The sequence below is a fragment of the Ruegeria sp. N4 genome (genome assembly GCF_056531425.1).
Window position 1 is genome coordinate 26,628 of record NZ_JBQFLT010000016.1, and the last position, 25,181, is coordinate 51,808.

25 protein-coding genes and 2 tRNA genes are annotated in these 25,181 nt (G+C 59.7%); 10 read left to right on the forward strand and 17 right to left on the reverse strand.

All coding sequences use genetic code 11. The features are described 5' to 3' along the window. The first annotated feature begins 8 nt into the window (after positions 1-8). Entirely contained in the window at positions 9-1,226 is a 1,218-nt protein-coding gene (locus ACR0LW_RS19470; RefSeq protein ID WP_170453423.1) for an acyl-CoA synthetase family protein, read from the forward strand. A gap of 44 nt (positions 1,227-1,270) precedes the next feature. Here ACR0LW_RS19470 and ACR0LW_RS19475 read toward each other — a convergent pair whose 3' ends face one another. Beyond that, positions 1,271-1,795 carry a hypothetical protein gene (locus tag ACR0LW_RS19475; protein WP_480583418.1) on the reverse strand — a complete coding sequence of 175 codons (525 nt, stop codon included), beginning with the start codon at positions 1,793-1,795 and terminating at the stop codon, positions 1,271-1,273. Positions 1,796-1,931: 136 nt separating this feature from the next. On the opposite strand from ACR0LW_RS19475, the gene ACR0LW_RS19480 reads away from it, so the two are divergent. Further along, complete coding sequence (locus tag ACR0LW_RS19480) at positions 1,932-3,596, forward strand: ABC transporter permease (RefSeq protein WP_480583421.1); 1,665 nt, start codon at positions 1,932-1,934, stop codon at positions 3,594-3,596. Positions 3,597-3,669: 73 nt separating this feature from the next. Continuing rightward, on the forward strand, positions 3,670-4,020 hold the full coding sequence (locus tag ACR0LW_RS19485; RefSeq protein WP_170521016.1) for a DUF2794 domain-containing protein: 351 nt from the start codon (positions 3,670-3,672) through the stop codon (positions 4,018-4,020). Here ACR0LW_RS19485 and ACR0LW_RS19490 read toward each other — a convergent pair. The 3 genes from ACR0LW_RS19490 to ACR0LW_RS19500 all read right to left on the reverse strand — a co-directional run bounded on the left by ACR0LW_RS19490 (position 4,017) and on the right by ACR0LW_RS19500 (position 6,586). After that, a complete protein-coding gene (locus ACR0LW_RS19490) occupies positions 4,017-4,754 on the reverse strand; it encodes a C40 family peptidase (protein WP_480884005.1) in 738 nt (245 codons plus the stop codon). The genes ACR0LW_RS19485 and ACR0LW_RS19490 overlap by 4 nt on opposite strands. Further along, positions 4,751-6,133, reverse strand: coding sequence for a leucyl aminopeptidase family protein (locus tag ACR0LW_RS19495; RefSeq protein WP_480884007.1), 1,383 nt, complete (start codon positions 6,131-6,133; stop codon positions 4,751-4,753). The genes ACR0LW_RS19490 and ACR0LW_RS19495 overlap by 4 nt, the downstream gene beginning before the upstream one ends. Before the next feature lie 63 nt (positions 6,134-6,196). Further along, positions 6,197-6,586, reverse strand: coding sequence for a hypothetical protein (locus ACR0LW_RS19500; RefSeq protein WP_170623426.1), 390 nt, complete (start codon positions 6,584-6,586; stop codon positions 6,197-6,199). A gap of 144 nt (positions 6,587-6,730) precedes the next feature. On the opposite strand from ACR0LW_RS19500, the gene ACR0LW_RS19505 reads away from it, so the two are divergent. Both ACR0LW_RS19505 and ACR0LW_RS19510 read left to right on the forward strand, forming a co-directional pair. Beyond that, positions 6,731-7,381: a carbonic anhydrase gene (locus ACR0LW_RS19505; RefSeq protein ID WP_170453429.1), complete on the forward strand. Its 651-nt coding sequence runs from the start codon at positions 6,731-6,733 to the stop codon at positions 7,379-7,381. A 103-nt stretch (positions 7,382-7,484) separates the two neighbouring features. Beyond that, on the forward strand, positions 7,485-8,021 hold the full coding sequence (locus ACR0LW_RS19510) for an SRPBCC family protein (protein ID WP_170453430.1): 537 nt from the start codon (positions 7,485-7,487) through the stop codon (positions 8,019-8,021). 61 nt (positions 8,022-8,082) lie between these two features. Here the strand turns inward: ACR0LW_RS19510 and ACR0LW_RS19515 are convergent, their stop codons facing one another. From ACR0LW_RS19515 to ACR0LW_RS19530, 4 genes are all read right to left on the reverse strand, one after another. Next, positions 8,083-8,991, reverse strand: a complete 909-nt coding sequence (locus ACR0LW_RS19515; protein ID WP_480872995.1) for an alpha/beta fold hydrolase — start codon at positions 8,989-8,991, stop codon at positions 8,083-8,085. Positions 8,992-9,245: 254 nt separating this feature from the next. Further along, the gene (locus tag ACR0LW_RS19520) at positions 9,246-10,268 is read right to left on the reverse strand and encodes an aspartate-semialdehyde dehydrogenase (protein WP_170623424.1); all 1,023 of its coding nucleotides are present in this window, start codon (positions 10,266-10,268) and stop codon (positions 9,246-9,248) included. Positions 10,269-10,380: 112 nt separating this feature from the next. Then, positions 10,381-11,418 (reverse strand): glycosyltransferase family 4 protein, encoded by a 1,038-nt coding sequence (locus ACR0LW_RS19525; RefSeq protein ID WP_480884010.1) that lies wholly within the window; start codon positions 11,416-11,418, stop codon positions 10,381-10,383. Positions 11,419-11,440: 22 nt separating this feature from the next. Further along, positions 11,441-12,613 carry an MFS transporter gene (locus ACR0LW_RS19530; RefSeq protein WP_480884012.1) on the reverse strand — a complete coding sequence of 391 codons (1,173 nt, stop codon included), beginning with the start codon at positions 12,611-12,613 and terminating at the stop codon, positions 11,441-11,443. A gap of 137 nt (positions 12,614-12,750) precedes the next feature. Between ACR0LW_RS19530 and ACR0LW_RS19535 the strand changes: the two genes are divergently transcribed. After that, positions 12,751-13,893, forward strand: a complete 1,143-nt coding sequence (locus ACR0LW_RS19535; RefSeq protein WP_170453434.1) for a DUF3095 domain-containing protein — start codon at positions 12,751-12,753, stop codon at positions 13,891-13,893. 4 nt (positions 13,894-13,897) lie between these two features. Here ACR0LW_RS19535 and ACR0LW_RS19540 read toward each other — a convergent pair whose 3' ends face one another. Further along, entirely contained in the window at positions 13,898-14,668 is a 771-nt protein-coding gene (locus ACR0LW_RS19540; RefSeq protein WP_170623416.1) for an HpcH/HpaI aldolase family protein, read from the reverse strand. Between the two features lie 190 nt (positions 14,669-14,858). Here ACR0LW_RS19540 and hpaR point away from each other — a divergent pair, with 190 nt between their 5' ends. Both hpaR and ACR0LW_RS19550 read left to right on the forward strand, forming a co-directional pair. Further along, positions 14,859-15,293: a homoprotocatechuate degradation operon regulator HpaR gene (hpaR, locus tag ACR0LW_RS19545; RefSeq protein WP_170453436.1), complete on the forward strand. Its 435-nt coding sequence runs from the start codon at positions 14,859-14,861 to the stop codon at positions 15,291-15,293. 640 nt (positions 15,294-15,933) lie between these two features. Continuing rightward, entirely contained in the window at positions 15,934-16,632 is a 699-nt protein-coding gene (locus ACR0LW_RS19550) for a fumarylacetoacetate hydrolase family protein (RefSeq protein WP_480884015.1), read from the forward strand. Between the two features lie 3 nt (positions 16,633-16,635). On the opposite strand, the gene ACR0LW_RS19555 is transcribed toward ACR0LW_RS19550, so the two are convergent. Next, positions 16,636-17,850 (reverse strand): winged helix-turn-helix domain-containing protein, encoded by a 1,215-nt coding sequence (locus ACR0LW_RS19555; protein ID WP_480884017.1) that lies wholly within the window; start codon positions 17,848-17,850, stop codon positions 16,636-16,638. Positions 17,851-17,854: 4 nt separating this feature from the next. Beyond that, the gene (locus tag ACR0LW_RS19560; protein WP_170521041.1) at positions 17,855-18,880 is read right to left on the reverse strand and encodes a LacI family DNA-binding transcriptional regulator; all 1,026 of its coding nucleotides are present in this window, start codon (positions 18,878-18,880) and stop codon (positions 17,855-17,857) included. A 138-nt stretch (positions 18,881-19,018) separates the two neighbouring features. On the opposite strand from ACR0LW_RS19560, the gene ACR0LW_RS19565 reads away from it, so the two are divergent. After that, a tRNA-Arg gene (locus ACR0LW_RS19565) sits at positions 19,019-19,095 on the forward strand. A gap of 2 nt (positions 19,096-19,097) precedes the next feature. Here ACR0LW_RS19565 and arsB read toward each other — a convergent pair. Genes arsB through ACR0LW_RS19585 form a run of 4 tightly spaced genes read right to left on the reverse strand, consistent with a single transcriptional unit; the run spans position 19,098 to position 23,206 of the window. Then, positions 19,098-20,120, reverse strand: coding sequence for an ACR3 family arsenite efflux transporter (gene arsB / locus ACR0LW_RS19570; RefSeq protein ID WP_480884019.1), 1,023 nt, complete (start codon positions 20,118-20,120; stop codon positions 19,098-19,100). After that, entirely contained in the window at positions 20,117-21,382 is a 1,266-nt protein-coding gene (arsJ, locus tag ACR0LW_RS19575; RefSeq protein ID WP_480884021.1) for an organoarsenical effux MFS transporter ArsJ, read from the reverse strand. The genes arsB and arsJ overlap by 4 nt, the downstream gene beginning before the upstream one ends. Next, positions 21,379-22,377, reverse strand: a complete 999-nt coding sequence (locus ACR0LW_RS19580) for an ArsJ-associated glyceraldehyde-3-phosphate dehydrogenase (protein ID WP_480884023.1) — start codon at positions 22,375-22,377, stop codon at positions 21,379-21,381. Before ACR0LW_RS19580 ends, arsJ begins: the two co-directional genes overlap by 4 nt. A gap of 1 nt (position 22,378) precedes the next feature. Continuing rightward, positions 22,379-23,206: an arsenate reductase/protein-tyrosine-phosphatase family protein gene (locus ACR0LW_RS19585; protein ID WP_480884025.1), complete on the reverse strand. Its 828-nt coding sequence runs from the start codon at positions 23,204-23,206 to the stop codon at positions 22,379-22,381. 187 nt (positions 23,207-23,393) lie between these two features. Here ACR0LW_RS19585 and ACR0LW_RS19590 point away from each other — a divergent pair. Further along, a tRNA-Thr gene (locus ACR0LW_RS19590) sits at positions 23,394-23,469 on the forward strand. Between the two features lie 599 nt (positions 23,470-24,068). On the opposite strand, the gene ACR0LW_RS19595 is transcribed toward ACR0LW_RS19590, so the two are convergent. Further along, positions 24,069-24,473, reverse strand: a complete 405-nt coding sequence (locus tag ACR0LW_RS19595; RefSeq protein ID WP_480884028.1) for a PaaI family thioesterase — start codon at positions 24,471-24,473, stop codon at positions 24,069-24,071. 45 nt (positions 24,474-24,518) lie between these two features. Then, positions 24,519-24,956 (reverse strand): hypothetical protein, encoded by a 438-nt coding sequence (locus ACR0LW_RS19600; RefSeq protein ID WP_480884030.1) that lies wholly within the window; start codon positions 24,954-24,956, stop codon positions 24,519-24,521. Positions 24,957-25,181 lie beyond the last annotated feature (225 nt).

Consider the following 25,181-nt stretch of genomic DNA (forward strand, 5'->3'; position numbering starts at 1 on the left):
ATATGGCGATGACCTATTTCGACACACTCGAAACGCGCTCAGCCGACGAACGCGCCTCGGATCAGGCCGCCGCTTTGCGCGCGCAGCTGGAACGGGCGAAATCTTCTCCGGGCTTTACGGCGCATCTGGCAGGAAAAGACACTAATAAGGTGGAATCTGCGGATGATCTGCCCATGTTGCCAGTGCTGCGCAAATCGGACCTGACCCGCGCGCAAGCCAGTCGTCCGCCTTTTGGCGGCTTCACGGTGAAACCGGCGCGGCACTTTCATCACGTGTTCCAATCCCCCGGCCCGATTTACGAGCCGGGCAGCACCGATCACGATTGGTGGCGCATGGGGCGGTTCCTGAACGCAGTGGGTGTTGGGGCTGGCGATATCGTTCAGAACTGTTTCGGCTATCACCTGACACCTGCGGGCATGATCTTTGAAAACGGCGCACGTGCGGTTGGCGCCGCGGTTCTGCCCGCCGGAACCGGCCAGACCGAATTGCAGGTCACAGCGGCGCGCGATGTCGGATGCACCGCTTATGCGGGCACGCCGGACTATCTGAAGGTCATTCTGGACAAGGCGGACGCGATGGGCGTTGCGCTGAACTTCTCGAAGGCGGCAGTGGGGGGCGGTGCGCTGTTCCCGTCGCTACGTCAGGAATATGCGGATCGCGGGATTTCCTGCCTGCAATGCTATGCCACGGCTGATCTGGGCAATGTCGCCTATGAAAGCGCTGCGATGGAAGGAATGATCATTGACGAGCATGTCATCGTCGAGATCGTGACCCCCGGAACCGGCATTCCTGTGGCCATTGGTGAAGTGGGTGAGGTTGTCGTGACCTCGCTGAACCCCGACTATCCCCTGATCCGGTTCGCGACCGGAGACCTGTCGGCGCTGATGCCCGGCGTCTCGCCCTGCGGTCGGACCAATATGCGGATCAAGGGCTGGATGGGCCGTGCCGATCAGACCACCAAGATCAAGGGCATGTTCGTGCGGCCCGAACAGGTGGCGGCTCTGGTCGAAAAACACGACGAGATCGTCAAAGCCCGCGTGATCGCCGCCCGTCAGGGTGAGATGGACACCATGACCGTCCAGATCGAAAGCCCGGGCGGGGATGACACGGCCTATGCCAAATCGGTCGCCGAGGTGCTGAAACTGAAAGGCGCCATCGAGGTTGTCGCCCCCGGATCGCTGCCGAAAGACGGTTTGGTGATCGAGGATCAGCGGGTTTATGAATGACACCCGCGTAAGGCGAGGTTTTCTTCGCCTTACGTTTGACGAACTCACTTGGTGTTCAGAACGCTGGTTACCAATTCCGGATGGCCATTGTTCCTAAGCAATATCCCGGAATGTAGGCTGTAGGCGCCGAAAGTTCTCAAAGGGTGAATGCTCCACTGAAATTCCCTCTTTGGAATGCGACCGTTGATCAAAACTCCCTCTCCGTCGTACTTATATGATGCCCACATAATTTTTCGCGAATAGGCAATAGGATTGGACACATGGAAGCCGCTGGCCTTCATCCAACTGATCAGTTTGTTTGGGCTCGACAGGTGCTGGGCGACGGCGATCAAGCAATAGTCCAATTCTTCCAGAAATCTGATCTTTTGCCAGTTTAGGGTCGAATTTTCCAAAGTCTCATCCTCTGCTACCAAGCATGCTTTCGCGAATTCGGTGTCGACGATTGTTTCTGCCCGCACTGGAAAGCCCGCCAGCGCTAATATCGACATGGTCAGAAAAACTCGGCAGGGCATTGCATATCCAATCTTGGCGTAATGCCTCAGCCGAACAGAAGCGTTGTCCGGCAGCAAGTCTGGAATCCCTTATCACGTACAAGTCACGAATGGGGGATTGAGCAAACTCGGGAGCGGTAGTTAGCTGTATTGGTGCTGGCAATCCCGACGATTTTAGTCGAAAAGGACACTCAGAGCATTCTGAAGACGCCGGATGACCCAGATCGACTATTCTGAAAACGGATCGCGGAACCGCGGCGTACGCGGCACCCGGCTTTTGGCCGGGCTGGCCTATGTGGTTGCAGCGGCCTGCCTGTTGCCGATGGTGGCCGTTGTTCTGGCGGCGCTGACCGGCGGGACCGACACGATTGCGCATCTGGCCGAGACGGTGCTGCCCCGGTACACGGTGACCACGCTCATCCTGGTTGTTTTGGTCGCTGCGGGTACGTTCAGCATTGGCACCGGGGCCGCGTGGCTGGTCACGATGACCCGGTTTCCCGGCGTACGCTTGCTTGAGATTGCGCTGGTTCTGCCGCTGGCCTTTCCGGCATATGTGCTGGCCTATGCCTATACCTTTATTCTGGATCATCCGGGGATCGTGCAATCCACCCTGCGCGATGTAACGGGGTGGGGCCCGCGCGATTACTGGTTCCCCGAGATCCGCTCGACCGAGGGTGCGGCGGCGATGCTGATCCTTGTGCTGTATCCGTATGTCTACCTGCTGGCCCGCGCGGCCTTTTTGCAGCAAAGCGCAACCGCCTTTCTGGCGGCGCGTGCGTTGGGCAACAACCCATGGCTCGCGTTTCGGCGCGTGTCTCTGCCGATGGCGCGCCCGGCGATTGCGGGCGGCGTGCTGTTGGCGGTGATGGAGACCATCGCGGATTTTGGCACCGTGTCCTATTTCGGTGTCCAGACCTTTGCGACGGGTATCTATACCAGTTGGTTTTCGCTGGCCGATCGCGCGGGTGCCGCGCAACTGGCCTTATGCCTTTTGACCTTTGCTTTGGTCATGGCAGTGGCTGAACGCACGCAGCGGGGCAAGGCAAAATACTATCAGGCGGGCAAGCAGCACGCAGCGCAGCCCGCCGCACATCTGACCGGCTGGCGCGCTGTCGGTGCCTTTGTTCTATGCGCTGTCCCGGTGCTGTTCGGGTTTCTGCTGCCGGTGATCATTCTTGTTGAGATGGGAATGGAATCCGAGCAGAACCTGCTGTCGGAGCGTTATCTCGGGTTCATCCGCAACTCACTGATCCTTGCGGGGACCGCAGCGGTTGTCACCGTGTCTGCCGCCATCAGCGTCGGGTTTTTTCAGCGCCTTCGCCCCGGTCGCGCCTCGTCAGGTGCGGCTTATATCTCGCGTCTTGGTTACGCGGTTCCGGGTGGGGTGATCGCGGTTGGGCTGATCGTCCCCTTTGCTGCCTTCGACAACGCGCTCGATGCGTGGATGCGCCAGACGTTTGATATCTCAACCGGCCTGCTGGTCACCGGCTCGATCTGGTTGTTGGTTGCGGCCTACATGGTGCGGTTTCTGGCAGCAGCGCTGAGCGCGTATGAAGGCGGGCAGAGCACGGTTCACGCCAATATGGACGCCGCCGCGCGATCCCTGGGGCAAACGCCCTTGGGCACTCTGCGGCGGGTGCATCTGCCCATTCTGACGCCATCGCTGCTGACTGCATTGCTGATCGTCTTTGTCGATGTGATGAAGGAACTGCCCGCGACACTGATCATGCGGCCTTTCAACTTTGATACGCTGGCGGTGCAGGCGTACCGGTTGGCGTCGGACGAACGGCTTGAGGGCGCGGCGGTGCCCTCATTGGTCATTCTGGCCGTCGGATTGCTGCCCGTCATCCTGATTTGCCGACAGGTCGGACGCCGGTAACACCTTTTGACGAATTGAAGCATAGCAGCGCAACAGGCTTGATTCGGGCGCAATTTCCGGCAAGGCTTGGGGTATGAACATGCAGCCTCCCAGCCGGTTTTCTGCAAACTCGGCCCAGATGCCCGTCGCGTTCGACCGGCGCGAGATGTCCCATATCCTGTCCGTATACGGCCGGATGGTCGCCGCCGGAGAATGGCGCGACTACGGAATTTCCAACCTGTGTGACATGGCGATTTTCTCGATTTTCCGGCGCACGGCGGAGCACCCGATCTATCGCATCGAAAAGCACCCACGCCTGCGGCAGAAACAAGGGATGTACTCGGTTGTCGGTATGGACGGACGTATCCTGAAACGCGGCCATGATCTGCGCACTGTGCTGAGGGTGCTGGAGCGTAAGCTGATCCGCTCGGTTTCCCCGGATTAGAGCCTTTTATGGGCTGTCACAGGTCCGTCGCCTTGGGCCAGAATGCGGGCGATTGCCTGATCCATAGGCTCATAGGCCACTGCCATGTGATACGCGTTCGCATGCAACAGCATGTTCGGCCCTGAAACCCATGCCACATGGCCCTTCCAGAACAGCAGGTCGCCGCGTTGGGGCGGTGTGCCCTCAGGTAGCGCAGTGCCAACTGCCTGCTCCTGATCGCCACTGTCACCCGGACACGCGATACCGCAAGCCAGCAACCCGGCCTGAACCAGCCCGGAACAGTCGATCCCGAACCGGCTGTTGCCGCCCCACAGATAGGGCGTGCCCAGAAACAGCTCGGCCACTGTCACCGGGTCGGTTTGAATGTCCGAAACCGGCGCGGTGTGGACCGCAGGAATGAACCCCAATTCGGTTTCCAGAAACCTGTCGGTCTTCGACAGGGCCTGCACCGTGCTGCCGAAACTCAGCGAAGCCAGATCGCGGGTTTTCATATCCGCCTGTTCATAGGCGTGGGTTGCGGGGGCGGTGATCCTGTGGGTTTGCGGCACCTCGGGGCCCAATTGGGCTGAACGAACCCAGCCAGAATAGGTGTCCTTGTCTGCGGTAATCCGGCTCCACCCGTCTTGTTCTTTGGCAACCTGCACGGTGTCCCCGAACAGTAATTGCCGGTCACGCGCACCATCGGGACTGCGCAGCAGGTCAATGACGGGCTGGATGACGCGCAGGCGGGTCATAGGCCCAACATCTCCGGCAGGGCGTTCAGCAGGGCGCGCGGACCCTGGCCCAAACCGCCTTTGCTGCGGCCGGGTGACTTGCTGGGCTGCCACGCATAGATGTCAAAATGCATATAGGCGCTGTCCTCAACAAAGCGGCGCAGGAACAGGGCGGCGGTGATGGATCCCGCGAACCCGCCCGTGGGGGCGTTGTCCAGATCGGCAATCCCAGGCTCGATCATCGCCTCATAAGGTGTATGGAACGGCATCCGCCAGACCGGATCGGCCGAGCGTTGCGCGGCCTGCGTCAGGGCCACCGCCGCCTGATCGTCATCCGTATAGAACGGGGCCAGATCCGGACCAACGGCCACGCGCGCAGCCCCTGTCAGGGTTGCCATCGAGATCACCAGATCCGGCTGCCCCTCATCCGCCAGCGCAAGCGCTTCGGCCAGCACCAGCCGCCCCTCGGCATCGGTGTTGTTGATCTCGACCGTCAGACCCTTGCGCGAGGTCAGGATGTCACCGGGGCGGAAGGCGTTGCCCGCCACCGCATTTTCAACCGCCGGGATCAGCACCCGCAGCTGCAGCGGCAGATTCAGCTCCATGATCATCCGGGCCAGCCCCAGCACATTCGCCGCGCCGCCCATATCCTTCTTCATCAGACCCATCGATGCGCCGGGTTTCAGGTTCAAACCGCCCGTATCGAAACACACACCTTTGCCGACCAGCGTCAGCATGGGCCCTTTGCTGCCCCAGCTCATCTCGATCAGGCGCGGGGCCTGATCCGCTGCGCGGCCAACCGCGTGGATCATCGGAAAATTCTGCTCCAGCAGCGCATCACCGGTGATGGTGCTGCATGTCGCCCCGAATTCCTGCGCCAGCGCTTCCGCCGCCTGTTGCAACTGGCCGGGCCCCATGTCCGAGGCCGGAGTGTTGACCAGATCGCGGGTCAGCGCCTCGGCATTGGCCATCGCCTCAAGCCGCGCGGCATCTACAGTATCCGGCGCGACCAGACGCGCCTTGGCCGGGGATTGGCTGGCATAGCGGTCAAACGCATAGCTGGTCAGCAGCCAGCCCAGACACTCCATCTCCAACTGATCGGGCGGGACATCGGACCCGAGGTGATACGTGCCTTCGGGCAGCGCCTCGGCAGCGGCGGCCAGAGGGAACCGTTTGCGGGCGCGTTTGGCCTGCGTTCCATAGCCCGCCAGCGCAAACCCGGCCCGGCCATCCTTGCCCGGCACCAAAAGCGCCTGACCTATTGCACCGGTGAACCCGTTCACCTTCACCCAATCACGAACATGATCCGGCTGGTCCTGAAGCCATCCGTCCAGATCTGATTGACAAAGCACATGCAGCGGAACAGAAACGTCAGAGGGCGGGGCAAAGCTTAGGGTCATGGGCGTCTCGGCTGATTGAATTTGCGCCCAGACTAGCCACCTGCGACCCGCCCGCAACCCCCGTCAGACGGAAAGGTCCTGCTGATCCCAAACGGCGGTCAACGATCGCTCACCCACGCGGATCAGCCGCCCCAGCGTTGCACCCGCCGCCACCGCATCCCCGGCATCGACCGCGCCTGCCACGTCGCCCGCAACCCGCGCCAGTGCGGTCATCCCGACCTGATCGGCGATCGCCACCAGCGATTTCGCGCATTTGCGCAGGTTCTCCCAATCGCGCTGCCGCCAGAACCGTTCGCAATTCGACAGGCGCACGGCCAGTTCCTCGACCGTGCGGCACAGCACATCCAACGCGTTCTTGTCGCCCAGTTGCCGGTACAGCCCGCTGAGGCGATCCGGGTCCAGTCGCACGGTTTCCTTATGTTCAAGTGTGAGTATCTTATCCACCACATTCACCCTAGTTCAGTCGCCCCCACGGCGTAGGCCTGATGTTTGGCGGGAAATTCTTTGCAAATCCTTGCGCGGAGTTCGGATAATGGCTCGAATTTTCCTTGAATTCAGTTTACAGCGGCCTAAGCAATTGAAGACAGGAACACCGAAATGGATATAGCCAAACCTTTGCCAACCTATCTGGTGAAACGGTATCACGGCTGGAAGGCGACGACATATTCCGAAAATCAGGTCTGGTATCGGCGTCTGGCGGATGAGGGGCAGCGCCCCCGCGCCATGGTGATTTCCTGCTGCGACAGCCGGGTGCATGTGACTTCGATCTTCGGGGCGGACCAGGGTGAGTTCTTCATTCACCGCAATATCGCCAATCTTGTCCCGCCTTACGCGCCCGACGGCGACCATCATGGTACAAGTGCCGCTATCGAATACGCCGTGACGGCCCTGAAAGTGGCGCATCTGATCGTGTTGGGGCATTCGCAATGCGGCGGTGTGCAGGGCTGTATCGACATGTGCAAGGGGCAGGCCCCGCAACTTGAGGCCAAGGAAAGCTTTGTGGGCCGCTGGATGGACATCCTGAAGCCCAAATATGATCTGGTCGCAGATATCGAAGACAGCGCCGACCAGGCCCGCCAGTTCGAACGGCAGGCGGTTGTGGCGTCGCTGGAGAACCTGATGACCTTCCCATTTGTGGCGTCAGCGGTCGAAGACGACACGCTCAGCCTGCACGGGCTCTGGACGGATATCGGTGCGGGCGGGCTGGAGTGTTTCGATCCGCACCAGAAGAGATTCGTGCCGGTCTGACAGCGCCGAACCGCCAGCGCAGGCATCAGGTGCAGTTCAGGGTCTGGTTTTCAGTTGTATTCCGGTATGCTTAGGTCATTGATCGCAATCTCCGGAGCATATTATGAAATGGATTAAACGCATTGTTCTGAGCCTGATCGTGCTTGTTCTGGCGCTTGTGGGCATCTCTTACCTGCTGCCCGGCAAAGCCGAAGTGTCCCGCAGCATCACCATCGATGCTCCGCCCGAGGCGATCTTTCCTTATGTGAACTCCATGCAAGAGACCGAGCAATGGTCGCCCTGGCTGCACCGTGATCCCGAAACCCAGCTGTCCTATTCGGGGCCAGCGTCGGGTGTCGGCAATACTCTGAACTGGGCGTCGGACCACCCGCAGGTTGGTACCGGCTCGCAAGAAATTGTAGAGAGTGTTGAGAACCAGAGCGTCCAGACAGCGCTGGATTTCGGCCCGATGGGCACGGCTACGGCGTCGTTTACCCTGCAACCCGAAGGCGGGCAGACGCAGGTCACTTGGGGATTCACATCCGATCTGGGCCTGAACCCGATGACGCGCTGGATGGGGCTGATGATGGATGGCTGGGTCGGCGGAGATTATGAGCGCGGATTAACCAACCTGAAGGCACTGGTCGAGGGGCAGGGGTGACAGAACCAGCTTTGCGCGCGGCTTGCCCGTCAGAAACTGACCGCCCGCCACCAGAATCCGTTCAGTCAGCCGTGGCCCGCAAATCTGAGATCGCCGCCGCAAACGCCTGCGGGGCTTCCTGCGGCAGATTGTGGCCGACTCCGTCGATGATCCGGCGCTGGTATGGGCCGATAAAGTGGCGCTGATCGAGGTCTTCGTCAGACGGAGGCTCAACCCCATCGTCGCGCCCCAACAAAACAATACTGGGGACCGTGATGTCGGGTTGCCCGGTCAAAAGCTGCTCGATCTCGTTGTAATCGGGGTCACCCGAAACCCCGCCATAGCGGTGTTGGTAGGAATGCAGCACGATGTCCACGAAATCGGGGTTTTCGAATGATGCGGCGGTGGTTGCAAACGTCACTTCATCGAACGCCCAACTGGGCGACCAAAGGGACCATATGTGGCGGCACAGATCATACCGCTGCTGAATCAGACCCGTACGCCCGCGGTCGGTGTGGAAATAATACTGATACCAGTAACGGGCTTCTTTCTCGGGCGATGCCGGTTTCCATGCGTTTGGAATGTCCTGAATGTTGTAGCCATCGCCGCAACTGACCAAACCACTGACGCGTTCCGGCCAAAGCGCGGCCACAATGCAGGCGGCCCGGCCACCCCAGTCATAGCCGCCAAGCGTTGCACGTTCGATCCTCAGCGCATCCATGAAGGCCAGCAAATCAGCGGCGATTGCTGCCTGTTGCCCTGAACGCATCGTGTCGGGGGACAGAAACCGCGTTCGACCGTAGCCGCGCAAGTACGGCACAAAACACCGAAACCCCTGTCCGGCGAGATCCGGTGCAACCGGATCGTAAGAGCGCACGTCATAGGGAAAGCCGTGCAGCAGAATGACCGGCTTACCATCGGTTGGACCGAACTCATGATAAGCAATTTCAAGCTTACCGGCCTCGACGAAATGCAGTTCTGACCAGGACATTGTGCCTCCTGTTTCGCGGCGGGCGCTGAGAAACCGATTTGGATGATTTGCTGAATATCAAACAAGGCAGGGCATGCAAGTTGCTGAAAGCAGGGGGAATAAGTGACCACCGAAAACTGGGTTTTCTCTGCTGCCCGGCAATAGCGTTTTGTCGCGAAGTGGTTACATAGGCCTGAATTCGCTCATACCGCACAAAAAAACCCCGCCACCGAAGTGGCAGGGTCTGTTTCAAAGTCCTTGATCCTTCAGTGGGCTCAGCCCTTCTTCAGAACCTCACGGCCCAGCAGTTCCGCGATCTGCACCGCGTTCAGCGCAGCACCCTTGCGCAGGTTGTCCGAGACGCACCACAGGTTGATGCCGTTCTCGACGGTCGAGTCCTGACGGATGCGGCTGATGAAGGTGGCGAAATCGCCGACGCATTCGGCGGGCGAGACGTAGCCGCCGGCCTCGCGCTTGTCGATCACCATGATGCCCGGTGCTTCGCGCAGGATGTCGCGGGCTTCGTCTTCGTCTAGGAATTCCTCGAATTCGATGTTCACGGCTTCAGAGTGGCCAACGAACACAGGCACGCGGACGCAGGTGGCTGTGACCTTGATCGACGGATCGACGATCTTTTTGGTCTCGACAACCATCTTCCACTCTTCCTTGGTCGAGCCGTCTTCCATGAAGACGTCGATCTGCGGGATGACGTTGAAGGCGATCTGCTTCTGGAACTTCTTCGGCTCAACCTCGTTGATCGGGTTGTAGACGGCTTTGGTCTGGTCCCACAGCTCGTCCATACCCTCTTTGCCCGCACCGGATACCGACTGATAGGTCGAGACGACAACGCGCTTGATCTTGGCGCGGTCATGCAGCGGCTTCAGCGCGACAACCATCTGCGCGGTCGAGCAGTTGGGGTTCGCGATGATGTTCTTGTTCTTGTAGTCGTGGATCGCCTGCGGGTTACATTCCGGCACGATCAGCGGAATGTCCGGGTCGTAGCGATAGAGCGACGAGTTGTCGATCACCACGCAGCCCGCCGCAGCGGCTTTGGGCGCATAATCCTTGGTCGGGGCAGAGCCTACGGCAAACAGGGCGATGTCCCAGCCGGTGAAATCAAAGGTGTCCAGGTCTTTGGTCGTGAGTGTCTTGTCGCCAAAAGTCACCTCAGTGCCCAGCGAACGGCGGCTTGCCAGAGCGGCAAGTTCGTCCACGGGGAACTGGCGTTCCGCCAGGATGTTCAGCATTTCGCGGCCCACGTTACCCGTGGCGCCGACGACGACGACGCGATAGCCCATTTCATGTCTCCAAAGTTAAGGACGCGCGTTCATAGCCGCGTTGCAGCGAAGAAAAAAGGGCTTTCGCAGGGTATTTCACCGATTGACGCGGATTTGAGGCGGTTCGCTGCGCTTATTCCGCATCCAGCAGAGAGCGGTAGACCTTTACGATGGCTTCGGCCTCGCCTTCGATTCGAAAATTCTGTTCCACATGGGCGCGTGCGGCCTGTCCGGCGGTGGCCAGTTGGGCCGGGTCGGACAGCATCTGATCCAGCGCCTCGGCCAATGCCGGGGCGTTGTCTTTTTCAACCAGCCGTCCGGTCTCAGTGTCCTTGATCTGGGCACTGAACGCGCCCACACCATGGCAGGCGATGGCGGGCACGCCCGAGGCCATCGCCTCAAGCGGGGTCAGACCAAACCCTTCGTGGCGGGCGGGGGCGACGAACAGATCGAGGGCACGATAGGTCTCGACTATTTCCTCCCACGGGCGTTCGCCAAGAAAATGGACACGGTCGCACAAGCCAACGGCTTGCAGCTTGGCTTCCTGCTCGGCCTGAAAGGCTTCGAATTCGCTGGTGGCGCGACCGGTGAAGATGATGTGGGCGTTGGGATGGTTGGGCAGAACGCTGAGCGCGGCGTCGACCAGCAGATCGACGCCTTTTTGTGGCCTGATGCGTCCGAAACAGCCGATCAGCGTACCGCTGGGCAGGCCCAGCTTGTCGCGCAGGGCTTGTTTGTCGGTCGCCGGGTGGAACAGTTCGGTGTTCACGCCATGCATGATCACCGTCGAAGGGTGCTGCAGGAACGAGGCTGCCTGCGGCGTTGTCGCGATCAAGGCATCCATTTGCGAGATCAGCTTCTTGGTAAACCCGGAATGATCCCGTTGCGCCGCAGAGGTGAACAGAAGTTTCAGATTGCGCCGCAGGACCTTGCGCAGAAACAGGCCCATCAGCATTTCCGTATTGCGCCGCGCGTGCCAGACCCGGCGGGTGCGGTTGGACAGGAACGGAACCTTGATCAGGCGGATATGCGGCAGGTCATCCGGCAGGCCGGGGCCGGTGGCGGCGATCCCGATCATCGTCTTCTGGATCGGCAGCAGGCGGATGACCGTGGTGGTGACCCCGGACAGGCTGTGTTTCAGGTTGGGTGCGATCACCTCGATATCCTGCACGGGCCGTCCCTCCGGTTCTAAATCAATCCACGTTGTCCCGGCTGAATAGATAGATCACGCAGCCAATGGCAAGGGTCACGGCGAAAAAGCCGAAGATGGCCAGATAAGGCGCGGTGGCTCCGGCGGCGGTATTGGCCGCATGGATGCGACCGGTCACGAATTGCGCGATCCCAACCCCGCCGATGCCAAAGAGGTTCAGCAAGGTAACCCCGCGCCCGACCAGATGTGGCGGCACAAAGGCCCGGCCATGGGCCATGATCACCGGAAAGCTGGCCCCCAGAAACCCAATGACCGCCAGCAGCAGGACCGAGACCCATATCGCGCTGTCGATCCACAGACACAGCAGGCCCAACGCCGCTGCCCCCAGCGCATTACCGCCGAAGATCACCCATTTCCGCGTGCCCAGTATGCGATCCAGCGGCCCATAGGCAAAGGTCCCGGCGATCATCGCCGATCCCATGATCAGAGTTGCGGTCCCGATCTGAGTGGTGCTGAGCCCGAAGACGTCATTCAGATACGGCCCGGCCCACAATCCCCGCAGCGCGGCAGAGGGCGCATAGGCCACCAGCATCAGCGGCAGGATCAGCCACAAGGCGGGTTCCTTCAACAGGTCCAGAACTGATCCCCTATGCTCGGTCTCGACCTTGGCCGGGTCGCTAACGCTGACCCATATGCCAAGGGCGATCACGGCAGAGATCACCGCCAGCCCCAGCAGGGTGGCGCGCCAGCCCATCAACTCAACCGCCAGCGCGGTGGGGTAAGAAGCGACCAGATTGCCCACCGACCCCACACCCAGCATTACAGCCGCAAGGGTTGCAAACCGGGCAGGCGGGTATTCGCGCGCAAAGATGAAGTAAGACGCCATCAGAACCGGAGAGCATCCGACCCCGATCAGCGCCATCGCAACGCTGATATGAAAGGCCGAGGATGCGGCGGCAAACACAGCCGCCCCGCCAGCACCGCCCACCAGCAGCAGCGCGGCGGCGGTCAGGCGCGGCCCAACCCGATCCAGCGCCCAGCCTACGGGCAATTGCATGGCGGCAAAGACCAGAAACCAAAGGCCCGAGGCAAAGGCCAGATCCTCGGGCGTGGCACCGATATCCTTCTCAAGATCCAGGCTGAGCACGGCCAGAAACGCACGAAAGAACTGGCTGAGGACGTAAGCCAGACACAGTACAACCAGCCCTGACTTCATGTAACGTCCCCTTCACATCTTGGCACCAATCCTTGGCACGTCATGGCAAAACGCACAAGCGCGTGTAGAATGTTGCAGAGGGCGGACTTCGATCACGTTTGAGCTAGCTCTTGGGTCAAGCCAATTTGAGGGGGACAATGAAAGACCTCCATTCTGCGTTTTATGAAAACCTTCCGCTGCTGCGGGATTTTAACCGGCTGGCAGACCCGTCGACTTTTTCACCTGTTCCCGATGACTGGATTCTGGGCGTCGCCGATATTGTCGATTCGACCGGAGAGATCGCGCGCGGGCGCTACAAGACGGTCAACATGGTCGGCGCGGCGGTAATCTCGGGCATGATCAACGCCATGGACGGCAAGCTGTTTCCTTATGTCTTTGGCGGCGACGGGGCCGGGTTTGCGGTGCCACCCAGCGCAGCGGACACCGCGCGCACTACACTGTCTGACCTGCGGCGCTGGGCGCAGGAGGAATTCTCGATGCCCTTGCGCGCCGCCTTGGTGCCGGTGGCCGAGTTGCGCAAGGCGGGCAAGGATTTGCGCGTGGCACGCTATGCGCCCTCGAACGGGGTGGACTATGCCATGTTCACGGGCGGCGGTCTGGCCTGGGCCGAGGCGCAGATGAAAGCAGGTGTGCATGAAGTGCCGATGGCCGAGCCGGGCAGCCAACCGGATCTGACCGGCCTGTCCTGCCGCTGGTCCAACAGTCCGGCGCAACATGGGCGTATCGTGTCGGTCGTGGTGCAGCCGACGGCAAGCGCCACCGAAAGCGACTTTGCCGATCTGGCTCAATCGGTTCTGCGCGCCTCGGACGGGTTGGACCGTGCAGGCCATCCGGTGCCCGAGACCGGCCCGCCCATGACCTGGCCGCCCCCGGATGTGGGCTTGGATGCTCATGTGTCCCGCGCCGGGCGGAACCTGTTGGTGCAAAAGCTGATGCTGCTGGGGCAGAACCTGCTGATCGCGATGCTGTTCTGGACCGGCAAACGCATGGGCCAGTTCGAACCCGGGCATTACAGGCATATGGTCAGCCGCAACGCCGATTTCCGCAAATTCGATGACGGGCTGAAAATGACGCTGGATTGCGACCCGGCGACGTTGGCCCAGATCGAACACATGCTGGAAGAGGCGCGCGGGCGCGGCAAGATCAGATACGGCCTGCACGCGCAGGATGAGGCGATGATGACCTGCTTTGTCCCTGCAGCCACCCGCGACGACCATGTGCATTTTGTCGATGGTGCATCAGGTGGATATGCGCAGGCCGCAGCGGTCATGCGCGGCTAAGCGGTTATTCCGGCTTCCACTGTGCCGCCAGTGCACGGGCGGATTGCGCCAACAGCATCACGTCAATGCCCACGGCCAGAAACGCCGGATCCATCTCAAGATAGGCCGAGGTCGCCTCGTCATTCGTGCCCAGAATGCCCGGAGCCTTGCCGGCAGCCCTGATCCGTTTCATTGCGTCTGCGATCACCGCGCGAACCTCGGGCGCGGCGCTGTTGCCTTGGTGGCCCATATCCGTGGACAGATCGGCGGGGCCGATGAACACCCCGTCGATACCCTCGACCTGCAAAATCTCGTCCAGCGCCGCGATCCCGGCGCGGTTTTCCACCTGCACCAGCAGGCAGATTTCCTGATCGGCGGTTTGGATATAGTCTTTGACGGACCCATACATCGTCGCCCGCGCCGAGGTTGCCCCGACACCGCGCACCCCTTCGGGCGGATAGGTGCAGGCGCGGACAAGCGCGCGGGCCTGTTCAGCGCTTTCCACGATGGGCACAAGAATAGTCTGCGCGCCTGCATCCAGCACCATCTTGATCAGCCAGGTTTCCCCCACGGGCACACGCACCACCGGATGCGAGGGGCTGTTCGCCAAAGCCACCAACTGATCCCGGATCGAGCGGATGTCATTTGGCGCGTGTTCTCCATCGATGACCAGCCAATCGAAACCCGCGGTTCCCATGATCTCGGCGGTGATTGGTTCGGCAAAGCTCATCCAGCAGCCGATCTGCCGTTTGCCCTGTGTCAGAGCCTGTTTGAACGGGTTATGTGGGGCGGGCATTGGGAACACTCCTGTTTCAGGCTCTTGCGGTGTCAGTGAATTCCGCCAATTGGCCGGGGTCAAGTTCTACTTCTTTTCCCCGCGAATTAGCCGCCTCATCCCATTAAACAAAACAAAGCCAGATCGATTGGTATCACGAATTTCAACTGCAAAAACTTGCGCAATTTCTGGATTTAGGTGAGGATTCAGTATGACCGACGAACTTCCCCTAACGTCGCGATCTTTGCCCATTGCTTTGTTGCGGGCGCGGGAAAAGGTTATGGGACCCATTCGGAAATTGCTGGTGGACGCTGGTGTCACCGAACAGCAATGGCGGGTCCTGCGGGTGCTGAACGAAGAAGGCCCGCAAGAACCCACCCATATTGCCGAACGCGCCTGTCTTCTGTTGCCCAGCCTCACACGGATTCTGCAAAAGCTGGAACAGAAGAAGCTGATTGTCCGGCGCAGCCACCCTCAGGACCGACGTCGCCAGATCGTCGAGATCAGCGCCGACGGTATTCAGGTGATCCATGCCAATCTGGCCGTCAGCGTCGAACAGGCCGAGCGCATCCGCACCCAGCTTGGCCCGGACAAGCATGAAATGCTGCTGGATCTGTTGAACGAGCTGAAAGATCTGGAAAGCTAAGGGGCAAATTCGCGATTTGCATTAAAACCCCGCCGGAGATGGTAGGGGGAAATCTCCGGCGGGGTGGCCAGACCCGGACTGGAATTGTGCCTGGCCCGTGTTTCAGAAAGTGCAGAACCGAAAATGGCTCAGTACCGGGGTTTGGGGTCTAGGGGGTAGACCTTTGGCCCTTGCTCCTTCCGAAACAGTCGCGTCCAATTGCAGACTTGTGGGGTTGTCCGCAAGAGGTTTCTTCGAGTCAGTTTGGTCGTGCTATTGTTCCGGTCTTCTATAGGACCGGATGTGTGTCTTTCCCTGTCTCGACGACAGGTGCCGTGCGGCAAATGTCTTTTTTGCTTCGATACCACGTGTTCTAGTGCGAAAGCCGCGGTTTCCAAGCTATATTCTTCAATTCAGGCATGTGGTCCTGCAACACATGCCTTTGAACGATCTGCGCCGGGGGTCAAAAAGCACAGACGCTCTGGACTTGATCAAACCGGGTTGATCAGATTCAGGGAACATATCTGTGGTTGTGTGCCGGAATTGAGCAGTTCCATGCCGAAACAATCTAAAGGCGTTGGTAAAAACAGGCGTGTTTCCGCCGGTTGCCGATGGCGCGGTCTTAACTAAGATGCGTCTGAACACGCAATTAGGGGTCATCATGCAACACTATTTGTTTGCGGTTCCGGACACGCTCGGCCTTCCTGTTGTCGGGGAAAGGGCCTTTTATCCCGTCGGTCGCATCTTTTGCGTCGGTCGAAACTATGCCGCTCATGCCGCCGAAATGGGGCATGAGGTTGATCGCGAGGCGCCTTTTTACTTCACCAAATCCGCCGCCAATGCCGTTTTGACGGATGCGACAGTGCCCTATCCGCCCGGCACAGGGAATTACCACCACGAGATGGAGCTTGCGGTTGCCATTGGCAAACCGGTGTTCAAGGCCACCCGTGCGCAGGCATGGGAGGCGGTCTACGCCTATGGCTGCGCGCTGGATATGACCCGTCGTGACCTGCAAATCCGCGAACGCAACAAGCAACGACCTTGGGATCTGGGCAAGGACGTCGAAAACGGCGCGGTTTTTGCGCCGCTGACCCCGGCCGCCGGTTGGTCGCCCGACGATGACAAGCGCATCCACCTGAGCGTCAATTCCGAAGTCCGTCAGGACGCGACCCTGCAAGAGCTGATCTGGAAAATCGATGAGATCATCTGCCACCTGTCCGGTTTCTATCACCTGCGCCCCGGCGATCTGATCCTGACCGGTACACCTGCCGGTGTCGGGCCAGTGGTTGCAGGGGACAAGATCGAAGGCGGGATTGACGGGTTAGAGCCCATTCGCCTGACACTGACAGACGCAGAATAGACCCTATTTGGGGTCTTTCAGCCAATCCTGCGCAAACGCGACCCTGTCCAGACCGGCAAAGCGGCGGACCCGATCCAGTTCCGCGTCCAATCGACGGGTGCGGGCGTCCGACCACCGGACCTTGCGCTCGGGCCACAAGGCTTTGACCCGCAAAACGCCCGCATCCCGATGGGCTTTCATGTCGATCCGCCCGATCAGCTTGTCGCCCTCAAGCAGGGGGAACACGTAGTAGCCATAGGTCCGTTTCGCCTCGGGCACAAAAACCTCGATCCGATAGTAGAAGCCAAACAACCGCTCGGCCCGGTTTCGGTCCCGCAGCATCGGGTCAAACGGGCTGAGCACCCGGATACGCCCGGACGGTTGGGGCAGGTCATACGAAGCGTCGATCAGGTCGGGTCGCGCGAACAGCTTGCGCGCGCGCCCGTCCACACAGGTGATCTCAATCTCTTCCAGAGCACCTGATTTCAGCCCCCTGGCGCACCAATTCTTCGCCTCTGCCGGGCTGACCGTGTCCCAGAATGCGGCCAACTCGCCCGAGGTTGCAAAGCCAAGCCGGTCCAATGCCGCGTTGCACAGCCAATCGACCGTCGCCCCTTCGTCACAAGGTCGCTGCCCGGGGCACAGATGTGTTTCAATCACCCGCTCGGTCAGGTCATAGCGTTTCTGAAACCCGTCGCGCCCCACAACGGTCAAAGCCCCCGACCGCCACAGAAACTCAAGCGCGGTCTTGGACGGGTGCCAATCCCACCAGCCGCCAGAACCCTTCTTTTCGTCCTTCCCGACATCCGAGGATGACACCGGCCCATGGTCGCGGATATGATCCAAAACGGTCTGGAACTGCTGCTCGAACCCGTCCCGACGCCAGTTCTTCCAGCGCGACTTAAGCAACGCTGCATCGCGCTGAAACCGCAGATGCCAATGGGGGTAGTAGTCCATCGGAATGACGGCGGCATCATGGGTCCAGTGTTCGAACAAGGCCCGATCCCGCTCGTACAGGCGTTTGAGGTTGCCGCTGCGATAGCTGGGCCTGCGCGAGAACAGGATCATGTCATGGGCGCGGGCGACGGTGTTGATGCTGTCCAGTTGCACAAAACCTAGCCGCTGGATCAGATCCAACAACTCCGCGCCTTTTGCACCGCCCGCAGGTGGCTCGGCCAGCGCGTGGCGATCCATAAACAGCGCCCGCGCCGTCCGGTTGTCCAACCGTCGCAGCGCCATTGGGTCACCGCCGCTTCAGCGTATCGCCATAGCTGATCTTGGGGGTCAGGGTCACACGGGTTTCGATCTCGGAATTCGGATCTTTAAGCCGTTCGGCAATGATCTCGGCCGCCTGGCGACCAATCTCCAACCGGCAGGCATCCATCGTCGCCAATTTCCGCGGCAGGCCCTGCAGCAATTCCACGTTGTTGAACCCGGCCAGACCGATTTGTCCGGGAATGTCGATGCCCTGCTCCAGCAGATACAACAGCCCGCCCGCACCGATCATGTCGTTGGAATAATACAGAAAATCTAACTCGGGTGAGCGTTCCAGCATGGTCTGCGTCATCTCACGGCCCTTGGCCAGAGCGGAGCCGCCGGAATAGAACTCACGATCCTCGATCTCGATCCCGTGCTTGCCCAGCACCTCGGTAAACCCTTCGAACCGCTTCCGTGCCCGGTGATCCAAAGGCATCTTGGTGCCCATGAACCCGATATGTTCATAGCCCGCTTTCAGGATCGCCTGCGCCATCTCACGACCCGCGCGACGGTGGGAAATGCCCACCATTGCGTCCACCGGCTTGCCGTCGGTATCCATGATCTCGACCACCGGAATGCCCGCCGAATCCAGCATGGCCCGCGCAGCCTCGGTATGTTCCAGCCCCGCAATGATCACGCCCGAGGGCCGCCACGAGAGCATCTCGTACAGCACCTTCTCTTCCTTTTCAGGCAAATAATCGGTGACGCCCACCACCGGCTGCAACTCGGTGTCTTCCAGCACCTGATTGATGCCGGTCAGAACCTCGGGGAAAACCATGTTCGACAGCGACGGGATGATCACCGCGACCAGATTGACCCGGCTGGACGCCAGCGCACCGGCGATCTTGTTGGGGACATAGCCCAGTTCTTTGGCTGCAGCCAGAACGCGGGTGCGGGTGGCGTCTGACACGTCGCCCCGGTTGCGCAGGACCCGGCTGACGGTCATCTCGGAGACCCCCGAAGCCTCGGATACATCGCGAAGGGTAAGCGGGCGTTTTGTTTCAGTATTCACGAGAGGGCACCTGCGTTGTTGTTTTGCCCGATGGTAGCGTGAACAGGGCGCAGTTTACAACTGTTCTACGAACCCGCCGTAAACCCGCCGTAAACCCCATGACAAGCCGAAAAAACACAGGTACAGAGACCCTTGCGCGGCCCCGTGGCTCAACTGGATAGAGCAGCCCCCTCCTAAGGGGCAGGTTGCAGGTTCGAATCCTGCCGGGGTCGCCAGTTTAGGGTGTTACTGGCTCTGGGAACCGCGCGCGGGTGCGGTTGGCAAAGGCGACCAGTGACAGCATGACCGGAACCTCGACCAGAACGCCCACGACCGTTGCCAGCGCCGCGCCTGAGTTCAGGCCGAACAGGCTGACGGCGACGGCCACGGCCAGTTCGAAAAAGTTCGATGTCCCGATCATCGCGCAGGGGGCGGCGATGCGGTGGGGGACTTTCAGGGCGTAGGCGGCTCCGTAGGCCAGGGCAAAGATGCCGTAGCTTTGGATAAGGATCGGGACGGCGATCAGGACGATGACCATCGGTTTCGACAGGATCGTCTGGCCTTGCAGACCGAACAGGATCACAACCGTTGCGATCAGGCCCATGATGGACCATGGCTTGACCCGGGCCGAGAAGGCATCGATGGCTTGATGCGAGCCCAGCTTGCGCCGCGTGATCAGCCCGGCGATCAGGGGCAGAACCACGTAGAGAACAGTGGCCAGCACCAAGGTCTGCCACGGGACCGAGATGTCGGTGACGCCGAGCAGAAACGCCACGATGGGCGCGAAAGCCACAACCATGATCAGGTCGTTGACCGAAACCTGCACCAGCGTATAGGTCGCATCCCCCTTGGTCAGCTGGGACCAGACGAAGACCATCGCCGTGCAAGGGGCCGCGCCCAGCAGGATCAGGCCGGCGGTGTATTGGGCCGCATCCTCGGGTTTGATCCACGGGGCGAAGACATAGTCGAAGAACAGTACGGCCAGCAGCGCCATGGTGAACGGTTTGATCAGCCAGTTGACGACCAGCGTCACGATCAGCCCCTTTGGTTGGCGCGCCACGCCCGCGACCGCCCCGAAATCGACGCCAACCATCATCGGATAGACCATGGCCCAGATCAGGATGGCGACCACAAGGTTCACGCTGGCGACCTCAGCCGAGGCGACCATCCCGACGAGGCCGGGCGCGGCCAACCCGATCACCACGCCCGCGACCATGGCGAGGGCAACCCAGATGGTCAGGTAACGTTCGAATATGCTCATGAATATGCCTCGGACGTTTGGTCGGTCAGTTTGCCCGATGTCAGCGCAGCCAGCGCAACCATCACCGCCGCCGTGCCCAGCACAAGGGACAGCCCGCCGATCTGATAGGTGAGGCCGGACAGGACGGTGCCGACCAACCGGCCCGTTGCGTTGGCCATGTAATAGAAGCCTACATCCATCGTGACCCGCTCGGATTTGGTGAAGGCAAGGATCAGGTAGGAGTGCAGGGATGAGTTGACGGCGAAGATCGCTCCGAACACCAGCAGGCCGATGACCAACGTGATCGTTAGCCACGTCTCGGGCCCCGAGGACAGCAAAACAGCCAGTGTCAGAGCCGCAGGAATGCAGAACAAACCTGCCGCCCAGCTGCGGGCGGCGCGGATCAGGTCACCCTCGCTGCGGTCCGAGGCGCGCAGGATCCTGGGGGCGCTGGCCTGTACCGCGCCGTAGAGGATGACCCATATCGCCATGAACGTGCCGATCATGAAGAACGCGGCGCGATTGCCATCCTCGGTGCCGTCGGAGAGGACCGCGTAGAAATAGATCGGGATGCCGACCACGAACCAGACATCCCGCGCGCCGAACAGAAAGACGCGGGCCGTTGACAGCCAGTTCACGTTGGCGGATTTCGAGAACACCTCGGAGAATTTCGCGCCTTTGCGCCCTTTGGGCAGCCCCGGCGGCATGAACCGGATGACGGCGAACAGGATCACTGCCAGAACAACAGCCATGACCACGATGGCGGTCATGAAGCCCAGCGTTGCCAGCATCGCAGCACCCAGCAGAAAGCCCAAACCTTTGACTGCGTTCTTGGACCCGGTCAGCACGGCAACCCAGCGGAACAGCCCGCCGCCCTCGGCTGGGGCCAGCAGTTTGACGGCTGATTTCGAGGACATCTTCGCCAGATCCTTGGCCACCCCGCTGGCCCCTTGCACAACCATGACAAAGGCAACCGATGTGGCGACGGTCCAGTGCGGGTCCAGAAAGGTCATTGTCAGCAGCGCCGCGACCTGTAGCCCCAGCCCGGCATAAAGGGTCGAGGTCAACCCGAACCGCGCCGCAATCCAGCCCGCGGCCAGGTTTGTCACCATCCCGGCGATTTCGTAGAGAACAAACAGATACGCCAACTGCACCGGCGAGAATCCCAACGTATGAAAGTGCAGCAGCACCAGCATCCGCAAGGCCCCGTCGGTCAGCATAAAGGCCCAATAGGCCGCCGTGACCGCGATATAGGCCGACAGTCCCTCGGGCCGGTTGGTCACAGCGAGGCCCCGACCATCAGCGCCACATCCACCAGACGGTGGGCATAGCCCATTTCGTTGTCATACCAGGCGTAGATTTTCACCTGCGTGCCGTTCACCACCATGGTCGACGGCGCATCGACGATCGAGGAGCGTTCGTCATTGGTGTAGTCAGTCGAGACCAAAGGCCGGGTTTCATAGCCCAGAATACCCTTCAATTCGCCTTCGGCGGCGGTTTTGAACAGGGCGTTGACCTCTTCAACCGTGGTCTCGCGCTCGACCTCGAACACGCAATCGGTCAGCGAGGCGTTTAGCAGCGGCACCCGCACCGCGTGGCCGTTCAGGCGCCCCTGAAGCTCGGGATAGATCAGAGTAATGGCCGTGGCTGACCCGGTTGTGGTCGGGATCAGCGAGTTCAGCGCCGAACGCGCGCGCCGCAGGTCCTTGGCAGGACGGTCCACGATGGTCTGCGTGTTGGTCACGTCATGGATCGTCGTTATCGAGCCGTGCCGGATGCCCAGATTCTCGTGGATCACCTTGACCACCGGGGCGAGGCAGTTGGTCGTGCACGAGGCCGCCGTCACGATCTGATGGGCGGCAGGGTCGTAGATCGCATCATTGACCCCGAAGACAATATTGGCGGTTGGTCCGTCCTTGACCGGGGCCGAGACGACAACCTTCTTCACGCCCGCGTCGAAATAAGGGGCCAGCTTCGCCTCGGTCTTGAAGACGCCGGTGCAGTCTATCACCACATCGACACCGTCCAATGGCAGGGCACTCAGGTCCTTGGTACCGATAAAGGGCAGACGGGTGCCGTTGATGGTGACGCTGTCGGCGTCATGATCGAATGTTGCATCCCAGCGGCCGTGCACGGTGTCGAACTCCAGCAGATGCGCGTGCATCTCGGGGTCGCCGACCGCGTCATTGATCCAGGCGATCTTTGCGTCTTTCTCCAGCAACGGTTTCAGCGCCAGTTTTCCAATTCGGCCCAGGCCGTTTACAGCATATGTGGTCATATTAATCCCCGACCGAGTTTCTGCCGATGTCATCGACAGCAGATTGCAGCGCGATCCGGTCAAGGCTTTCGACCGGCAGTGATGTGAAGGCTTCGATCCGGTGTTTCAACGCGCCATAGGCGCTTTGGAACGCCAGACTTTTCTCGGCATCGGTTCCGGTGGCTTTGACCGGATCTTCCATGCCCCAATGGCCGCTAATGGGCTGACCTTCCCAGGCCGGGCATTCTTCGTTGGCGGCCTGATTGCAGACGGTAAAGACGAAATCCATTTCCGGTGCGCCCTCGGTTGCGAACTCGGACATATGCTTTGACCGCAGCACCGAGGTGTCATGCCCTTTGTCCTTCAACACCTGAACGGCGAACGGGTTCAGTTCGGACGCGGGCTGGGTTCCGGCGGAATGCACATTGAACCGATCCCCACCGAGTTGACGCAGCAGGGATTCGGCAAAGATCGAGCGGGCAGAATTGCCAACACACAGAAACAGGACGTTGAACTTGCGATCTGTCATAGTGTCATTTCCTTTTGAGAAAGGCATGCAAATGTCCGGGCGGCCCCGGCAGCAATCGACAATCAGAAAATCCAGCATCCCCTGCACATTCTTCATGTCGACCGAGTAGCGCAGCGAAGTTCCGGATCGTTCCTGAGTGACCAGCCCCGTCCGTTGCAGTGCGTTCAGGTAATTCGACATGGTGCTGGGTTTGATGCCCAGTTCCCCCGCAAGCTCGCCCGCAGGCACGCGGTCAGGAAACCGTCGCATTAACATGCGAAACACGGTGATACGCTGCGGATGGCCCAGGATGGCCAATTGGTCAGTGATTCTTTCTATCATATTTCATGAAATATCGAAATAAGAGTTGCGGATCAATTCGTGACTGGTGCCGTTACAAAAATTTCACAAATCAGGATGTCACTGCTGCGCGGCGTGATCAAAGCCCGGTTCCCGCGCATCTGGACTTGCAGGCGCCAGAGCGACGGTTTAAACGAGCCTTCACACCCGGGTCCGGGTGGCCCAAGGTGCCGCTGTAGCTCAGCTGGTAGAGCACGTCATTCGTAATGATGGGGTCGGGGGTTCGAGTCCCTTCAGCGGCACCAGTTCTTCTCAGTGAAAACGCCGTCGATTTTTGACTCAATCGCTTCGGATGACAGTTGGATGGTCAGAATTGAAACCATCATACAGCATTGAATCTGAGACGGCCGAAAAAACGACGTAACGTCGCTTTGGTTGACACTTTCCTTAACAAGTTGACGTAAGCGTCAACTATCGCTGGTTATTTTGACTGCGCGGTCAAAAACTGATGCAAATCGTCGATTCCTTCCCCCTTACGTCTCAAAACGAAACCCCTACATCCGCGGTGTCGCTGCGGGAAGCACTCACGGAAGGGGATCCTAGAGCCTGCCTCACCAGTTGCGCTCGGATGTGGCCCGCAGCGGCAAAGCTTGGGCAAATAAGTGGGAGGAGAGAATTTGATACCGTATGTCTTGTCTGTTCTTCGCAAGGCTCACACGAGCGAGAACGCTGACGTGAATCATCACGATCACCAGTGCGTCATAGTTTTGGACGAGGAGCAGGGATCGCCCAGACTGAAGAAGGACGAGCTGCGGGATCTTTTTCACGTCGCGTTTGTCGAGATGGACCGCGATTTGCCAAAACGTCGAAAGAAAAAGGCACAGTCAAAGTCGACTTAGCACCATCAATCTGACCAGGTCAGCGTCAACTGCGTCTGCGTCACAATGGCGGCCGGGCGGCCATCCGGCAGCGCGACAGTGGTTTGCCATATCATCGTCTTCCGACCTCGGTGCAACGGAATGCAGGTCAGTGTGATCTGGTCTTCGATCTGAATTGGCCGAATAAAGTTGGTTTTGCTTTCCAATGTCGTGGTGCTGGCCCCTTCTTCGAGGTTCAGAGCCGCCGCAACACCGCCAATCGAGTCCGCTGCCCCCATGATCGCCCCACCGTGCATGACGCCGTTCCGGTTGCCCATGTCCGGTCTGACACGCAAAGTGGCAATGACTTTTTCTGGCTCAACCGATTTCAGCTCTAGCCCCAATGATTGAGAATAGGGCGGCAGCCAATTCTGAGTATCTTTGTGCGGCATCTGTGTTTGGTTCTTTGATGATCTGACTTCAGTCATTGGCTTACTCTATTGCCATACGTAATGCGGATTGCGTTCGCCTTTCAAAAACCGTGCAACATCAATTGCGTCAATGAGCAATGAAACACTATTGAAGCTTGCAAGAACACAAACCCACCAAAAAAGCGCAGGGTCCGTGTCTTTGTCCGGCAAATTAGAAACGAAATAGGCGATCATTGGGACCCATAGAAAGTGGCCTGCGCCAAGCAGCCTGACAAAACCCAATCTGAAGTAAATCACGATCATCAGCGAAATACCGACCCCGACCGCGACAAGGTTGAACCAAGCATAATAGGAATCGAGAAAAAGCAGAGAGGCCAGATTCACAAGTATCAGGCAGATGGCCCAAGTTCTGGCAATTGGCTTGAAGCGAAACAGAACGATCCAGAGAATTTCGAAGGCATGCATGCGCCCTACTTTATCATCAGCGCAATAGTTGTCAGTCACTATGCGAATAACCATCAGCTGCGGAGCACCCTCAAAACAGGGATGGAACGCATCGGGGTATCTGGGTGAACACTAGCCCTCTTGGCCCAATGCGCAGGCCGTTTCAGGGCTACCGACCCAGAATGATTGACATGCTCTCGCAGTTGGTATGCTATCCACTCCCATAACAATCACAGAAATTTGCGGCACTGCATCGTGAATTCGGTGCAGCTAAATGACTGCAAA

What these genes read in the sequence shown, in the direction of transcription:
- ACR0LW_RS19580 (WP_480884023.1), bottom strand. Translation starts at nt 22,377, where the DNA reads ATGACCACATATGCTGTAAACGGCCTGGGCCGAATTGGAAAACTGGCG.
- ACR0LW_RS19595 (WP_480884028.1), bottom strand. Translation starts at nt 24,473, where the DNA reads ATGCCGCACAAAGATACTCAGAATTGGCTGCCGCCCTATTCTCAATCA.
- arsB (WP_480884019.1), bottom strand. Translation starts at nt 20,120, where the DNA reads ATGAGCATATTCGAACGTTACCTGACCATCTGGGTTGCCCTCGCCATG.
- ACR0LW_RS19510 (WP_170453430.1), top strand. Translation starts at nt 7,485, where the DNA reads ATGAAATGGATTAAACGCATTGTTCTGAGCCTGATCGTGCTTGTTCTG.
- ACR0LW_RS19480 (WP_480583421.1), top strand. Translation starts at nt 1,932, where the DNA reads ATGACCCAGATCGACTATTCTGAAAACGGATCGCGGAACCGCGGCGTA.
- ACR0LW_RS19515 (WP_480872995.1), bottom strand. Translation starts at nt 8,991, where the DNA reads ATGTCCTGGTCAGAACTGCATTTCGTCGAGGCCGGTAAGCTTGAAATT.
- ACR0LW_RS19520 (WP_170623424.1), bottom strand. Translation starts at nt 10,268, where the DNA reads ATGGGCTATCGCGTCGTCGTCGTCGGCGCCACGGGTAACGTGGGCCGC.
- ACR0LW_RS19540 (WP_170623416.1), bottom strand. Translation starts at nt 14,668, where the DNA reads ATGCCCGCCCCACATAACCCGTTCAAACAGGCTCTGACACAGGGCAAA.
- ACR0LW_RS19550 (WP_480884015.1), top strand. Translation starts at nt 15,934, where the DNA reads ATGCAACACTATTTGTTTGCGGTTCCGGACACGCTCGGCCTTCCTGTT.
- ACR0LW_RS19530 (WP_480884012.1), bottom strand. Translation starts at nt 12,613, where the DNA reads ATGAAGTCAGGGCTGGTTGTACTGTGTCTGGCTTACGTCCTCAGCCAG.
- ACR0LW_RS19485 (WP_170521016.1), top strand. Translation starts at nt 3,670, where the DNA reads ATGAACATGCAGCCTCCCAGCCGGTTTTCTGCAAACTCGGCCCAGATG.
- ACR0LW_RS19490 (WP_480884005.1), bottom strand. Translation starts at nt 4,754, where the DNA reads ATGACCCGCCTGCGCGTCATCCAGCCCGTCATTGACCTGCTGCGCAGT.
- ACR0LW_RS19555 (WP_480884017.1), bottom strand. Translation starts at nt 17,850, where the DNA reads ATGGCGCTGCGACGGTTGGACAACCGGACGGCGCGGGCGCTGTTTATG.
- ACR0LW_RS19585 (WP_480884025.1), bottom strand. Translation starts at nt 23,206, where the DNA reads ATGATAGAAAGAATCACTGACCAATTGGCCATCCTGGGCCATCCGCAG.
- hpaR (WP_170453436.1), top strand. Translation starts at nt 14,859, where the DNA reads ATGACCGACGAACTTCCCCTAACGTCGCGATCTTTGCCCATTGCTTTG.
- ACR0LW_RS19505 (WP_170453429.1), top strand. Translation starts at nt 6,731, where the DNA reads ATGGATATAGCCAAACCTTTGCCAACCTATCTGGTGAAACGGTATCAC.
- ACR0LW_RS19495 (WP_480884007.1), bottom strand. Translation starts at nt 6,133, where the DNA reads ATGACCCTAAGCTTTGCCCCGCCCTCTGACGTTTCTGTTCCGCTGCAT.
- ACR0LW_RS19470 (WP_170453423.1), top strand. Translation starts at nt 9, where the DNA reads ATGACCTATTTCGACACACTCGAAACGCGCTCAGCCGACGAACGCGCC.
- ACR0LW_RS19535 (WP_170453434.1), top strand. Translation starts at nt 12,751, where the DNA reads ATGAAAGACCTCCATTCTGCGTTTTATGAAAACCTTCCGCTGCTGCGG.